Source organism: Mucilaginibacter sp. PPCGB 2223 (assembly GCF_001705515.1).
GTDB lineage: Bacteria > Bacteroidota > Bacteroidia > Sphingobacteriales > Sphingobacteriaceae > Mucilaginibacter.
The window spans coordinates 1-13,966 of the sequence record NZ_MDJS01000006.1; the positions used below are offsets into that span (position 1 = coordinate 1).

General features: G+C 48.8%; 11 protein-coding genes. 7 read left to right on the forward strand and 4 right to left on the reverse strand.

Features of this window, described 5'->3' with window-relative positions; all coding sequences use genetic code 11:
- A partial coding sequence (locus BEL04_RS24540; RefSeq protein ID WP_217493672.1) for a hypothetical protein occupies window positions 1-313 on the forward strand: 313 nt, incomplete at its 5' end.
- Between the two features lie 184 nt (window positions 314-497).
- On the forward strand, window positions 498-2,381 hold the full coding sequence (gene htpG / locus BEL04_RS23230; RefSeq protein WP_066008075.1) for a molecular chaperone HtpG: 1,884 nt from the start codon (window positions 498-500) through the stop codon (window positions 2,379-2,381).
- Between the two features lie 110 nt (window positions 2,382-2,491).
- Here the strand turns inward: htpG and BEL04_RS23235 are convergent, their stop codons facing one another.
- Entirely contained in the window at window positions 2,492-4,534 is a 2,043-nt protein-coding gene (locus BEL04_RS23235; RefSeq protein WP_066008077.1) for a M13 family metallopeptidase, read from the reverse strand.
- Window positions 4,535-4,732: 198 nt separating this feature from the next.
- Between BEL04_RS23235 and BEL04_RS23240 the strand changes: the two genes are divergently transcribed.
- Entirely contained in the window at window positions 4,733-5,785 is a 1,053-nt protein-coding gene (locus tag BEL04_RS23240) for a glycosyltransferase (protein WP_066008079.1), read from the forward strand.
- Here the strand turns inward: BEL04_RS23240 and BEL04_RS23245 are convergent.
- Complete coding sequence (locus BEL04_RS23245) at window positions 5,774-6,880, reverse strand: glycosyltransferase family 4 protein (protein ID WP_175404138.1); 1,107 nt, start codon at window positions 6,878-6,880, stop codon at window positions 5,774-5,776. The two genes, BEL04_RS23240 and BEL04_RS23245, sit on opposite strands and share 12 nt — an antisense overlap.
- A 123-nt stretch (window positions 6,881-7,003) precedes the next feature.
- Between BEL04_RS23245 and BEL04_RS23250 the strand changes: the two genes are divergently transcribed.
- Window positions 7,004-7,924, forward strand: coding sequence for a hypothetical protein (locus tag BEL04_RS23250; protein ID WP_139113161.1), 921 nt, complete (start codon window positions 7,004-7,006; stop codon window positions 7,922-7,924).
- Here the strand turns inward: BEL04_RS23250 and BEL04_RS23255 are convergent.
- Together BEL04_RS23255 and BEL04_RS23260 are read right to left on the reverse strand one after the other, a co-directional pair.
- On the reverse strand, window positions 7,916-9,070 hold the full coding sequence (locus BEL04_RS23255; RefSeq protein WP_066008085.1) for an amidohydrolase family protein: 1,155 nt from the start codon (window positions 9,068-9,070) through the stop codon (window positions 7,916-7,918). The genes BEL04_RS23250 and BEL04_RS23255 overlap by 9 nt on opposite strands.
- Window positions 9,070-9,813: a class I SAM-dependent methyltransferase gene (locus BEL04_RS23260; protein ID WP_066008086.1), complete on the reverse strand. Its 744-nt coding sequence runs from the start codon at window positions 9,811-9,813 to the stop codon at window positions 9,070-9,072. Before BEL04_RS23260 ends, BEL04_RS23255 begins: the two co-directional genes overlap by 1 nt.
- Before the next feature lie 132 nt (window positions 9,814-9,945).
- Here BEL04_RS23260 and BEL04_RS23265 point away from each other — a divergent pair, with 132 nt between their 5' ends.
- From BEL04_RS23265 to BEL04_RS23275, 3 genes are read left to right on the forward strand one after another with little or no spacing between them, the layout of a single operon-like run.
- Entirely contained in the window at window positions 9,946-11,445 is a 1,500-nt protein-coding gene (locus tag BEL04_RS23265) for a B12-binding domain-containing radical SAM protein (protein ID WP_066008088.1), read from the forward strand.
- A 9-nt stretch (window positions 11,446-11,454) separates the two neighbouring features.
- The gene (locus BEL04_RS23270; protein ID WP_175404140.1) at window positions 11,455-12,492 is read left to right on the forward strand and encodes a radical SAM protein; all 1,038 of its coding nucleotides are present in this window, start codon (window positions 11,455-11,457) and stop codon (window positions 12,490-12,492) included.
- A gap of 3 nt (window positions 12,493-12,495) precedes the next feature.
- Window positions 12,496-13,965, forward strand: coding sequence for a glycosyltransferase family 39 protein (locus BEL04_RS23275; protein WP_066008089.1), 1,470 nt, complete (start codon window positions 12,496-12,498; stop codon window positions 13,963-13,965).
- The last annotated feature ends 1 nt before the right edge of the window (window position 13,966 follow it).

Genomic DNA, 13,966 nt, shown 5'->3' on the forward strand with positions numbered 1-13,966 from the left:
TGCCCGGGAGTATCAAGTAGCAAGTATCGAGTATCAAGATGGGGGTGAGCAAGAAGGCGGAAGCATGAAGCGAGAAGCTTTTTTGAAGGATGGAACTGAAAACATCGAAAATATGCTTACAATTTCCTCCCTGGCTGGGAGAAGTCCGGAAATCGGAAAGTCGGGAAAGACCGAAAGTAAAAAGCATCTTGCGGACTTTCGGACACCGGACTTTCGGACTGAAACTGCGTTAGGGATGGCAGCGGATACCGGCCCGTGGCTAAGGCCTGTGCAGTATGAGCGTACAGCCCGGGCCGCAGGCAACGCCCTTTAAAAATTCAAAAGGAAAAACTCAAAAGTCAAAATAACTTGCAAACGTCTCTGCCTGTGGGGTGCTGAAATAAGTTCAGGGCGGCTTTTTGGTTTTCTGTCAATTTGGCAAAAAACGCCCCTTTGGAACAGGTATTGTTAGCCTTTACGCCGAACTATAGTAAACAAACAAATCCAAAATAATAACTATGCAAGAAAAAGGAACGATCTCGATACATACCGAGAACATTTTCCCGATCATCAAAAAGTTTTTATACTCCGATCATGAGATATTTTTGCGCGAGCTGGTGTCGAACGCTGTCGACGCGACGCAAAAGATCAAGCGCCTGGCCTCGCTCGGGCAATACAACGGCGAACTGGGCAACCTGCAGGTTGAGGTAGCTTTCGACGAAAAAGCAAAAACCATCACCATCAGCGATAATGGTTTGGGCATGACCGCCGAGGAGATCAAAAAGTACATCAACCAGATCGCTTTTTCGGGCGCTACCGAGTTTATGGAGAAGTTTAAAGATGCCAAAGACGCGAACGAAATTATCGGCCGCTTTGGTTTAGGCTTCTACTCGGCATTTATGGTGGCCGATAAGGTGGAGATCCAAACCCTGTCGTACCAGGATGGCGCCGAAGCAGCCCGCTGGATTTGCGACGGCAGCACCGAATTCGAGATAACCGAAGGCAGCCGAACCACCCGCGGTACCGATGTAATACTGCACATCAACGCCGAAGGCGAGGAGTTTTTAGATAAGCACCGCCTGCAGGAGATACTGAACAAATACTGCAAGTTTTTGCCCGTGCCGATCAAATTCGGTACCGAAACCGAGCGCGAGCCTGATGGTGAAGACGAAGAGGGCAAACCGAAATATACCGAGGTTATTGTCGATAATATCATCAATAATACCAACCCGATCTGGACCAAAGCGCCTTCGGAACTGATCGACCAGGATTACCTGGACTTTTATAAAGAACTTTATCCATTCTCGGAAGAGCCGTTGTTCTGGATTCACCTCAATGTGGATTATCCGTTTAACCTGACGGGCGTGCTATACTTCCCGAAAGTGAAGAACGACTTTGAGATCACTAAAAACAAGATCAAGCTCTTCAGCCGCCAGGTGTTCATTACCGATGAGGTGAAAGACATTGTGCCCGAATTCTTGATGCTGCTGCACGGCGTGATCGACAGCCCGGATATCCCGCTGAACGTATCGCGCAGCTTCCTGCAAGCCGACAGCAATGTTAAAAAGATCAACAACTACATCACCAAAAAGGTAGCCGATAAACTGGCAGAGCTGTTTAAGGCCGATCGTAAATCGTTCGAGGAAAAATGGAGCGATATCGGTTTGTTTGTGAAATACGGCATGATCAGCGAAGATAAGTTTTACGATAAAGCCAAAGATTTTGCCCTGCTCACCAACACCGCCAACGAATTCTTTACTTTGGACGAATACCGCGAAAAGGTAAAAGCTACCCAAACCAATAAGGATGATACCGTAGTTTACCTGTACACCAACGACCCGGCCAAACAGGATACCTTTATACAGAGCGCCAACAAAAAGGGTTACGATGTGCTGCTGATGAACTCGCCCATCGATAACCATTTTGTGAGCCAACTGGAGCAGAAGCTCGAAAAAACAGCGGTAAAACGGGTGGATGCCGATGTGATCGATAAACTGATCAACAAAGCCGATACCCCGGCGCATGCGCTCACCGAAGAGCAATCGACTAAGGTTAAGGCGATCTTTGAAAAAGCGATCACCAAACCGAATATGAAGGTAGAGATCGAAAGCCTGAGCCCCGATGAGTTACCGGTAACCGTTACCATGGACGAGTTTATGCGCCGGATGAAGGATATGGCCGCAATGGGCGGCGGTATGAGCTTTTATGGTTCGCTGCCCGATAACTACAAGGTATCCATCAACGGCAACCACAAGCTGATCAGCCGCATATTAAACGACGAGAACGAAGAAGAACAAACGGCCCTGGCCCGCCAGGCTTTTGACCTGGCCCTGCTTTCGCAAGGGATGTTAACAGGCGCTGAGCTGACTGATTTTGTTAACCGGAGCGTTAATTTGATCTAAACAGAATTAGATATAGAGTAAAACAGCCCCGGCTTTTAAAGCCAGGGCTGTTTTTATGAAGCATCATTCGTCGACTCGAGACTTTAGACTCAAGACTCCGGACTAATTCCCTACCACACTGCTACGCGCTCGGCTTCAGGGCGGTAAAGCTTGTCGCCGGGCTTAACATCGAAGGCTTTGTAAAAAGCTTCCATGTTTGACAGCGGGCCGTTTACACGGTACATTTCGGGCGAGTGCGGGTCGCTGCTGATACGCATACGCATGGTCTCGTCGCGGTCCTTAAGGCGCCATACCTGTGCGAACGACAGGAAGAAACGCTGATCGGGCGTAAGGCCGTCGATCTTGGTATCGCCTTTACCCTGCGGCGTGTTCTTGAACGCCTGGTAAGCAATGGCTATACCGCCAATGTCGGCCATGTTCTCGCCGGTGGTCAGGCTGCCGTTAACGTGCAAGCCATTTAACACGGTGTAAGCATCGTATTGTTTAACCACCACTTGCACGCGTTCTTTGAATTTTTTGTTGTCGTCGGCGGTCCACCAGTTTTTCAGGTTGCCATCTTTATCGTATTGTGCGCCCTGGTCGTCAAAACCATGGGTCATTTCGTGGCCGATTACTGCGCCTATAGCGCCGTAGTTGATGGCGTCGTCGGCATCCTTATCAAAGAACGGGAACTGCAGGATACCTGCCGGGAACACGATCTCGTTGAACGATGGGTTGTAGTAAGCGTTCACGGTTGGCGGCGTCATGCCCCATTCGGTACGGTCGACCGGTTTGCTCAGTTTGTTGATCATCTCCTTATAATCGTGTTTGGCTATTGATTGCTGGTTGGCAAAGTAGGTTGCCTTGTTGATGGTTACGTCGTCGTACTTTTTCCACTTGTCGGGATAGCCTATCTTTTTGGTAAAGGCCGCCAGTTTTTCTTCAGCTTTCTTTTTGGTTTCGGCGCTCATCCATGGGTTTTTCTCAATGCGGTCCTTATAAACAGCCTGCAGGTTGTTCACCAGGTCGAGCATGCGTTTTTTAGCGTCGGGAGTAAAGTATTTTTCAACGTATACCTGGCCAAGCAGTTCGCCTAAGCCATTATCAACGCTCGATACCATCGATTTCCAGCGTGGTTTAGGCACTTTCTGGCCGCTCATGGTCTTACCCCAGAACTCGAAACGGGCATCGCGGAAAGCTTTGCTCAGGTAAGGGGCCGAGCCATTCAGCTCGCCGAATTTCATTTCGGTTTTCCAGGCGTCTATCGGCTGGCTTTTCAGCAAACCATCCAATGCTACATAATACTTAGGCTGGCCAACCAAAATAGTATCGGTTTTGGCGCCAAGGCGGTTCAGGACGTCTTTCAGGTCGATATCCGGCACCTGTTTCTGAAAATCGGCAACGGCAAATTTGTTGTAGTTTTTAACCGGGTCGCGCAGTTCAACCGGGGTCGAGTGCGATTTGGCTATCTCGGTTTCCAACTTCAGCACCGCATCGGCGTTTTTTGCTGCAGTTGCGGCATCAACACCGGCAAGCGTAAAGAGCTTGGTGGCATATTTCACAAATTCGGCGCGGATCTTCACGCTCGCGCTATCTGTTTTAAAGTAGTAATCGCGGTTAGGCAGGGTTAAGCCCGACTGGCCGAACTGCGCGGCATTTTTGGTGCTGATCTTGTCGTCGGGCGCAACTGCGAACCCGAACAGAAAGCCGTCGCCGGTTTTGAAACCATCAGCCGAAAGCGCTATGAGGCCTTTGTAATCTTTTACCGCATCAATTTGGGCAAAGATGGGCTTCAACGGGTCGGAGCCTAATTTTTCTATCGATACGGTATCCATGCCGCTGGTGTAGTAATCGGCTACCTTTTGCTCGTTCGATCCATCAGGGTTGCTATGCGAAGAAAGGTCTTCCAGTATCTGGTGAAGGTTTTTCTGGTTATCATCGTACAGTGTGTAAAATGAGCCCCAACCGGTTTGCGATGCCGGTATTTCGGTATTTTTCATCCATTTACCATTGGCATACAAAAAAAAGTTGTCGCCGGGTTTAACGGTGGTATCCATACCGCTTTTGTCGAAAAATACAGTCCGGGCAGGAGCAGAATCTGTACTGGTTTTGTTTTTGCACGACACGGCAAGGGCTAATGGGATTGCCAGCCACACAGAGGATCTTGTTTTCATGAAATAATGATTTAATCAGTTTTTTTGAAAGTTAGAGATTATATTTCTGAAAGCCAAAACCGGCATCGTTAAAAGGTGATTTTCACACATCAATAAAACAAAATATTGCTATAGTTTCAATCTGTTTTTTTGTGACGCCTAAATTCAGGTGCCAGGCAACTATACCGGCACCTGCAGCGTAATTCCTGTAATAAATTGATGAACGAGCGCAAAACATTGGTGATACTGAGCCCCGGCTTCCCCGAAAACGAGGCCGATACTACGTGCATGCCGTTTAGCCAGGTGTTTGTGCGCGGGCTTAAGCAAAGCTATCCGCAACTCAATATCGTGATTGTTGCGTTCGAATATCCGTTCAAAAAATCGTCTTACAGCTGGGAAGGTATACCTGTGATAGCTTTGGGCGGCAAGAACCGCAGCCGTTTATACCGCTGGGCCAACTGGACGCGTGTATGGAAAACGCTGACCAGGCTTAATAAGCAATACCAGGTTATCGGTTTGCTGAGCTTTTGGTTTGACGAATGCGCTTTTGTGGGCCATCATTTTGCGCGCAGGCACAGGCTTAAGCACTTTAGCTGGATGCTGGGCCAGGATGCGCGGCCGGGCAACCGGTATTTCAGATGGATAAGGCCCCAGAGCGGATCGCTCATCGCTTTATCCGATTTTGTAGCGCAACAGGTATTGGATAATTACGGCATTTTACCGGCCAATACCATCACTACGGGTATAGATGTTTCGTTATTTAAACCTGGCGCCGGGCAGCGCGATATCGATATCCTGGGTGCCGGGTCGCTGATCCCGCTAAAGCAATATGATGTTTTTATCGATGTGGTAAAATTCATGAAAGAATTCATACCTGATATTAACACCGTTATTTGTGGCAAAGGGCCCGAAAAAGAACGGCTGCAAACACTCATCAGGCAAAACAGGCTTGAAGGCAATATTACCTTGCGGGATGAGGTGCCGCATGCCGAAGTACTCTCGCTGATGCAGCGCTCGAAGGTGTTTTTGCATACCTCGTCGTACGAAGGGTTCGCTGCAGTGTTCCAGGAGGCTTTGTACGCCGGGGCACAGGTGGTTTCGTTTGTTAAACCTATGGCCGGCAGGATCGAACACCTTCACCCGGTTAGCGATTTAGTTGAAATGTGCCATAAGTTACTGGATATATTCGACGCGGCAGAGCCCGATCACGAGCCTGTACTGGCTTACCCCATTCAAAAAACGGCAAGCAGCATTATGCAGTTATACGCGTAAACCGGCGGCAATCGCTTCAAACTTTCCGGCTATCGCTTCGAACGAGAGGTGCGACTCAAAAAACGCCAGCACTTTTTCGCGTTCGGCAGTCATATCCAGCCGTTCTGTTTTGGCCAGGGCCGCCAGTAACTGTTGCTGGTTGCCTGCCTCGTACAGCAGTCCTGTCCGGCCATCGCCGGTCATGGCCCTGAACGAGAAAATATTGGTCAGGATGGGTACGCACCCGCAGCTCATAGCCTCGCAAACGGCTGTACCGCTGCCTTCATAGTGCGAACCGGATACCATGAAATCGGCGCTGTTGTACCAGTAAAGCAATTCGTCGTGGGGCTTTTTACCAACAAGAGTTACCGTATTGCCATTTGAGTGGATGTTGAGGATGGTTTTTATGTCGTTCAGCAATTCTTCGGTATGGTAGATCATGTACAACCTGGCGCGGGGGCAGCTATCGGTAAACCGCAAAAAGGCCTTTACTACATTTAGCGGATCTTTATTATGATCAAGACGGCCTACCCATAAAAAAGACGGGTCGCCTGTCATCCCGGTTTTTGTCCTGGCAAGCGACGGGTCTATGGGGTAAAAGCCGGATGATATTTCCATCACCTCGTGGATTTTTTTTGCCGAAGCCAGGTTACCGCGTTTTACCCAATCCATGCCCATCGTTTTTGAGGCAAACAGGTAAGCGCCTATATAACGGTCGGCCAGCCTTTGCAATACTTTTCGTATGCCGGACGATGGCTTTTCGGCATGGTTCTGGGCCATGATCTTAACATTCCGCGGAAGCGAAAAACGCAATTGAATAACTTGCAGCGGGTTATGCAGTCCGTGTACCACCACAATATCCGGGTTTAAACCTTTAAGCAACTGATGCAGCTTTCGCGGAAAGTGCCGGCTGCGGGCGCCAAAGTTTACAAATTGGTATTGCACACCGTTTACCTCGCACGTATAATTGTCGCCGATCTGCTTGATGCGGATCACCTCGTGATTGTTTTTAGCCAGGCACGAAAGTATACCAACATACCCCCCGATCTGATCGAACCAGGCATCGGGTTCTTTAAAACCGGGGTCGTAACTGTAGCTTACAAAAACAAATTTCATAATCATTAGGATTACCGTTTTTATATAGCAATGGTTGCCTCCGCCAAAAGCTAATTACCGACCGGCAAAGCAACCATAGCCTGCTCCCAACCGTAATCTAAATAAAATGGCCGGATTGAATTTATGATAGGATTGCTGATCAAAAGCTTATTTTTTGAACCCGGTGCGGTACGGACCTTTTTTGTAACGCGCCTGCGCGAGGCCGATATCGGCGAACGGGTTTTTTTAGAGAGCCGGGGTGCCTGTATCGATGTAACCAACCGGCACAGCATGATCTGCCTCGATCCGTTTTGTATTGCGGTATGGCTGCCTCCGGACCAGGCGCCGGCATTGCACACGCAGCAGGTAAACATTCAATTTAGGCAGGAGAAAAAGTGTAATGCCGAAATGCGCGTAACACGCATAGAAGAATTACCTGCCGGTAACGGGCGGCTGTTGTTATACCGGCTCGAAAGTGTAAAGAACCACCAATTAACGGCGCTGCACCGGCTGGCGCTGTTCGGCTATTTTTTACGGTCGAAAACAAACACCTATCAAAGCCGACGCGTGATCAGCTCGCTATACTCGTACCCCAGGCAAATCATTATGGTTTCGTACCAGGATAACGATTATTACAACATCTTCCCGATGGATATCCAGGGGTATATCCCCGAGGCAGGCCTGCAGCTTTTGGGCCTGCGTACCACCAATATAACGCTCGATAAAATTCTGGCTGCTAAAAAGGTAGTGATCTGCGATACCGATAAGATCGACCTGGAAACGGTGTACCGGTTAGGGAAACACGGCAGTAAATCGCCAACAAAAAAACAGGATATGCCTTTTGATATCAGCGATAGCGAGATATTCGGCTTCCCGGTTCCGGCAACGGCGGCATCTTATAAAGAGCTTGAGATCATAGGGCACCGCAAAATGGGATACCACATGCTATTGCTGGGTAAGGTGGCTAACCAGAAGGTCATCACGCCCGATGCTGCATCGTTGTATCACGTAGGTTTTCTGCAGTTTCAAAAAAGCAACTATCAAAAAATAGATGGATTATACTAAAGCCCGTTTGGTTGTTACCGGGTCAATGGTATCTACAGGGAATGCGGCCCCGGGATGGTAACTTTTTACCTGGCCGATCAACCCGGGCAGGTCGCCCTGCACGTATTTACAGCTATTACCAACATAGATTTTACTGTAAACCCCGGTATCTGTGCCATTATTTTGGACCTGATCATACATTTCTTCGTCGAACAGGCGGATATTACCCTGGTGGATAACCATCAGGATATCGGCCGGTGTAAGCCCGCCCAGGTCTTTATCGCGGGCTATTACGATATCAGCATCCCTGCCGGGCGCTATCTTACCGCTGTTGAGCTTCCACACCTTAGCGGGATTCTCGGTCAGGGTATCATATAACTCCTCATCATTCATCATGCCGGTTTTTTGCGCCAGGCGGATGTGGTCCCACAGGTCCCAGGCCGAGGTCAGGGTCGAGTCGGTACCGAATAAGATAGGCAGGTGCTTTTTGATCGTGCCGATATCGGCGGTTTTATTGAGCAGGTAGTAGTTTGATGCCGGGCACCAAACCAAAGCTTTAAAACTGCCGGCCTGGCTGGGTTTCATGGCTACGCCATGTACGGCAACCAGGTCGCGGTTAAACAGCGCCCACCGCACCAATGTGTTGATCTCAATAAATGCATGAATGTCTGACCCTTCACCGACATGGATTACCGCCGGTACTTTAGCTTTCAGCGGGTTATTGATCCGCAGTTTCCAGTTCTTTTCGAGCGCTACCGAATGCAGGCTTTGGCATCTATCGAACACCGTGATCAGCGGATCGTTGGTTTGCAGCCGCTCGCCATGGTTAACAACCGTGGTAATGCCGCAAAGCAGGTTTTTGTAGATACCCCACTGCGTACGCAAATGTTTCGGGATGTTCAATACGGCATCTATTTCAGCTTTATAGTTATCATGGATGTATTCGCTCCATTCGACATAGTTACGGTATATTCTGTTGCCTAACTGCGGGAAGAGGTTAAAATCCAGGTGATCGTGCGAGTTGATCAGACCCGGAAAAACAACGGCATTTTTAAAAGTAAAACCGGCTGCGGCAGGCTCCTGCGATACAGAGATAATCTCTCCGCCCGAAATACCGATGCTTACCATCGCATCGCCCCCCATCAACCGCGCGCCGCTAAAAACCATCACAAACGTTTTAAGTGTATACCATAGATCATGGGCCTGCCCTCAAAATCATTGTAAACATGCAGGGCGTCCTGTTTCTCGTAAAAATGTTTAACCGATTCGTCAATCACCCGCTCGGTTTCGCTTATCACGGTAAACCCGCTCCTGATGAACAGCTCTTTTAAGTCAGCAGTTGAATGCACATGGTTACGTATACCGATCAGCTTACGATCGTGCTGAAAAGTGCGTTTACCACCCGCCGCCAAAGCCTGCGGGTGAAAATCGGTAATGATGATCTCGCCCTGCGGCTTCAGTATCCGGCACCATTCGAGTAATGCGTATGCTAAATTTTCGATGTGTGCGATGGTAAGCGTCGAGATAATCGCATCGTAAGTGGCATCGGGCACATCGGTCAAAAAGTCATCACTGATGATCTTTACCAGCCCGGCGTCGGGGAACTTGATATGCAAGCGCTCCAGCATCCTTCCCGAAACATCGTAACCTGTAAGGTTACCCACCTGTTGCTGATAAAGCAAAGGCCAGTGCCTGCCGGTACCGCAGCCAATATCGGCAACATTTTTACCTTTCAGGTTCACGGTAGTCATCAACTCGCCAAATATCCGGTTGTCGAGGTAAAACATTAGGTTATCGGGCTGGTCGTCATAACTGCCGGCCCACAGGTCATAGGCCTCAACCGATCCCTTCTCGTGAATCAGCGCAGTATTGCGGCGGATAAAACCCCTGATGGTTTGCAGTACAGACATTCGTTATAAAAATTATTTATACAGGGGATACGGCGTGTTTTTTACAAGGGTTGCCCTCTATTTTATTTTTAGGCGAGGCAACGCTGTTTTTACGGGCAACGTAATCCCTGATACAATACATTAATTGATGCAATGAATAAGGTTTTGCTGTTTAATCCACGGAGCGCTAACAATACCTTCAGGATACCCAACTCCATCCTGAATATTGCCGCATCTATCGAGGGCAAATACGATTGGGTGATCGTGGATGGTAACCGCGAAACCGATCCGCAGCAAACCATCCTCAATTACCTGGCCACCGGCGAGTTTAAATACCTGGGGTTTAGTGTAATGCCCGGCCCGCAACTGCGCCAGGCCATTCCCATCGCCAAAACCGTAAAACAGCAGTATAAAAACACCACGATGGTTTGGGGAGGGTACTTCCCCTCGAACCATGCCAGGGTGGTGCTTGATTCGGGCTACGTCGATTTCATCATCAACGGCCCCGGCGATAACTGTTTCCCAAGGCTGCTGGATGCGCTCGAGAATTTTCAGCCGTATGAGTTTTTGAAAAACCTGATCTACAAAGCCAACGGGCAGATTGTAAAAAATGCCAAAGAGGATCTGATCGACCAGGATTCGCTCCCGCCGCTGCCCTATCACCGTTTGGACCGTTTTTACCCGATCGAAAAATATCTCGGTAAAACTTACTTAGGCGAGAAAACCTTTGCCTATCACAGCAGCATAGGCTGCCCGTTCACCTGCTCGTTTTGTGCGGTTGTGCCTATTTACGAGGCGCGCTGGAAAGCCAAATCGGCAAACAATGTATACCAGGATATAAAATATATCAAGGATAAATGGGGCGCCGATTCGATCGAGTTCCACGATAATAACTTTTTTGTATCCGAAAAGCGCGCCGTCGAATTTTCGCGTCTGATGAAAGACGAGAACATGGTATGGTGGGGTATGGCCCGCATCGATACCATGAGCAAATACTCCGACGAGTCGCTGCGCACCATCCGCGCCGCAGGATGTAAATGCATTTTCTTTGGCGCCGAAAGCGGTAACGACGAGGTGCTCGCGCAGATGGATAAGGGCGGCACGCAAACCGGTGCACAGATATTAGCGTTTGCCGAAAGGTTAAAAAAATTCGATATCATACCCGAATACTCCTTTGTGCTGGGCACGCCTGCCGAAACGCCCGAAAAGGTAAACGCGCAGATCGACTTTGATATCGACTTTATCAAAAAGATCAAAGCGGTGAACCCCAAAACAGAGATTGTAATGTACACCTACAGCCCGGTACCTACCGAAGGTTCGGAATTGTATGAGCAGGTAATTGCCGGAGGCTTCAAGTTCCCCGAAAAGCTGGAAGACTGGGTAAGCCCGGCCTGGGAAAACTTCGACCTGCGTAAAAACCCGCTCACGCCGTGGCTTACACCCGAAATGATCGATAAGATACGCAATTTCGAAACGGTACTCAACGGCTATTACCCAACCGTAACCGATATCCGGATGAATAGTTTAAAACGCCGCGCCATCCGGTTTTTGGCTGGTGTGAGGTATAAGATCAACGTGTTCGATTATCCGTACGAGATCAAGCTGCTGCACCGGTTGTGGAGATACCGCCAGCCCGAGATACAGGGTTTTTAATTAATGACTATGGCTTCGTTACTGCATACCTATAAGCGTTACCACACCCTGCAAACCGATGTGATTTCGGCCCTGCCGGTAGTGATACTGATGCCGCATAGCGCCTGTAACTGCCGTTGCGTAATGTGCGATATCTGGAAGGATAACAAAAACCTGAAGCAGCTAACTGAAGCTGATGTAACCGGCCTGATGCGCTCTCTTAAAAAACTGGGCACACAGCAGGTGCTCATGTCGGGCGGCGAGGCTTTATTGAATAAGAACTTCTTCCGCCTGTGCGAAATACTCAAACGGCAAAATATCAGCATCAGTTTATTATCTACAGGGCTCACGCTAAAGCACCATACCGACGAACTGCTCCGATGGGTCGACGATATCATCGTTTCGATAGATGGCGATGAGCCTTTGCATGATGCCATCCGCAACATCCCCGGCGCTTTCGCCAAATTGCGCGAAGGTGTGCAATACCTCAAAAGCCGCAACCCCGATTATAAAATAACCGGCCGCAGCGTCATACACCGTATCAATTTCCGCAACTGGGAGAATATCATCATGGCGGCAAAAGAGATGGGCCTCGACCAGGTGAGCTTTTTACCGGCCGATGTAAGCAGTGAAGCCTTTAACCGCCAAACCGCCTGGGCCGAACCCAAACAACACGAAATATTACTGGCTGAAGATGAGTTGCCCGAGTTACAGCAAATCATAGCGCGCATCATACCCACCATCGACCGGGGCGAGCGTTTTATTGCCGAAAGCGATACCAAGCTGCGCGATATACATGCGTACTATGCGGCCTTTTACAATATCAACCCGTTCCCGTTTAAAAAGTGCAACGCACCCTGGGTATCGGCAGTTGTCGAAGCCGATGGCAGCGTAAGGCCATGTTTTTTTCACGACACTATCGGCAATATTCATGATGATGAACTGGCGGATATCCTGAACAGCGATACTGCCATCGGTTTCCGCAAAACATTAAACATGGGCGGCAACCCAACCTGCGTAAAATGCGTGTGCTCGTTAAACCTGCACCCGCGTACCAATTTAAACTGAACTATGAGCACGGGGCCGATCAGCAATACAACCAGCAGATTGTCGCGGATTAAACCGCTGCATATTATTGTCGTACTGGTGGTGCTGCAACTGTTGCTCAGCTTGCTGACCAATGGTTTCACTTTGTCATCAGATGAGGCGATGTGGCATTATATCGGCCGTAACTGGTTCAGGCATGGGCTGGTTCCATACCGTGGTGGCGTAGATATTAAGTCGCCCGTGCTTTTTGCAGTTTTTGGGGTTTCCGATTGGTTATTCGGCATCAACTATTGGTTTCCGCGGGTGCTGGGCGTTATCTGCCAATCGATCGGCATATTTTACATTTATAAAATAGCGGTCAAACTTGCCGGAGACCGTGCGGGCGTACTGGCCATATCCTTTTACGGCCTGGCCGTCCTCTGGCATTGCGTGGATGGGCGGTATACCTCCTACGATGAAACCTACGATGTATTGTTCATGATCCTGTCGGCATATTTTTATATCGATAAAACAAATAAAAGCTTTTTAATAAGCGGGGTTTTGGCTGCGATAGCGGTTGGATTTCGTTTATCGGCAGGTTTCGGCACGGCGGCTTTGCTCATCAACCTGCTTTATCATAACCGCAGGCAAGCCCTGTTTTTTTGCATAGGCGGCTTAACAGGTATTTTGCTTTTGGCAGCAGGCTATGGCCTGGCCGGGATCGATCTGTACAGCATTTACAGGTATGAAATCGGCGATAATTTCGGCCCGGGCAGCACAACCGATCATGGTTTTTTATGGCGGATGCAGCAGATGCTGAACACGTTCTTTTATTCGGAGCTGGTATTGTTCTATCCTTTTGTACTTATCTATCTGTTCGTCAAAAAGAAGGCCGACTGGCTGGTGCTGTGGCTGGTATTTCAATTTATAGCGATGAACGTGGTAGGCAATTATGCCCGTGTGCAACTGCGTGATCTGCTGCCTGCTTTTTCGCTGATGAGTGCGATTGCCATGGCGCATATTGTCGAAACTTACCGGGTACCGATGAAATACCCGATGACCATCATCTGGCTATGTTTTCTGCCCAAACCATTGGAGCCTTTTGTTAATTTTAAAAAGCTGTTCGTAACCGAACAGGTGAATACGGATGCCTACAGCCACCCGCCTTTTATCCAGCCTGATGAGTACGTTTGGAAAAAACTTGGTTTATGGATAAAAGCAAACACCTCTGTTGATACCAAAGTATTTATAGCGGGATATAGCGCAACCCCGCTATTATATTCGGAAAGGCTTTCGCCGACTATTTATTTTAATGCTACGCAAACCCAGTTGGCTAAACAAACGCTTTACCGGGATATTGCGTTAAATAAGCCTGGGATGATATTAGTGCCATTATTCCCGGAGTATAAGCAATATATAGACGCCGACCTTCGCAATTACATCGACCGGGTTGTCGCGAAAAATTACCATTTAGACCGTACCCTGTACAGTTATAATATTTATCGACTCAATTAGC

What these genes read in the sequence shown, in the direction of transcription:
- htpG (WP_066008075.1), top strand. Translation starts at nt 498, where the DNA reads ATGCAAGAAAAAGGAACGATCTCGATACATACCGAGAACATTTTCCCG.
- BEL04_RS23235 (WP_066008077.1), bottom strand. Translation starts at nt 4,534, where the DNA reads ATGAAAACAAGATCCTCTGTGTGGCTGGCAATCCCATTAGCCCTTGCC.
- BEL04_RS23240 (WP_066008079.1), top strand. Translation starts at nt 4,733, where the DNA reads ATGAACGAGCGCAAAACATTGGTGATACTGAGCCCCGGCTTCCCCGAA.
- BEL04_RS23245 (WP_175404138.1), bottom strand. Translation starts at nt 6,880, where the DNA reads ATGAAATTTGTTTTTGTAAGCTACAGTTACGACCCCGGTTTTAAAGAA.
- BEL04_RS23250 (WP_139113161.1), top strand. Translation starts at nt 7,004, where the DNA reads ATGATAGGATTGCTGATCAAAAGCTTATTTTTTGAACCCGGTGCGGTA.
- BEL04_RS23255 (WP_066008085.1), bottom strand. Translation starts at nt 9,070, where the DNA reads ATGGTTTTTAGCGGCGCGCGGTTGATGGGGGGCGATGCGATGGTAAGC.
- BEL04_RS23260 (WP_066008086.1), bottom strand. Translation starts at nt 9,813, where the DNA reads ATGTCTGTACTGCAAACCATCAGGGGTTTTATCCGCCGCAATACTGCG.
- BEL04_RS23265 (WP_066008088.1), top strand. Translation starts at nt 9,946, where the DNA reads ATGAATAAGGTTTTGCTGTTTAATCCACGGAGCGCTAACAATACCTTC.
- BEL04_RS23270 (WP_175404140.1), top strand. Translation starts at nt 11,455, where the DNA reads ATGGCTTCGTTACTGCATACCTATAAGCGTTACCACACCCTGCAAACC.
- BEL04_RS23275 (WP_066008089.1), top strand. Translation starts at nt 12,496, where the DNA reads ATGAGCACGGGGCCGATCAGCAATACAACCAGCAGATTGTCGCGGATT.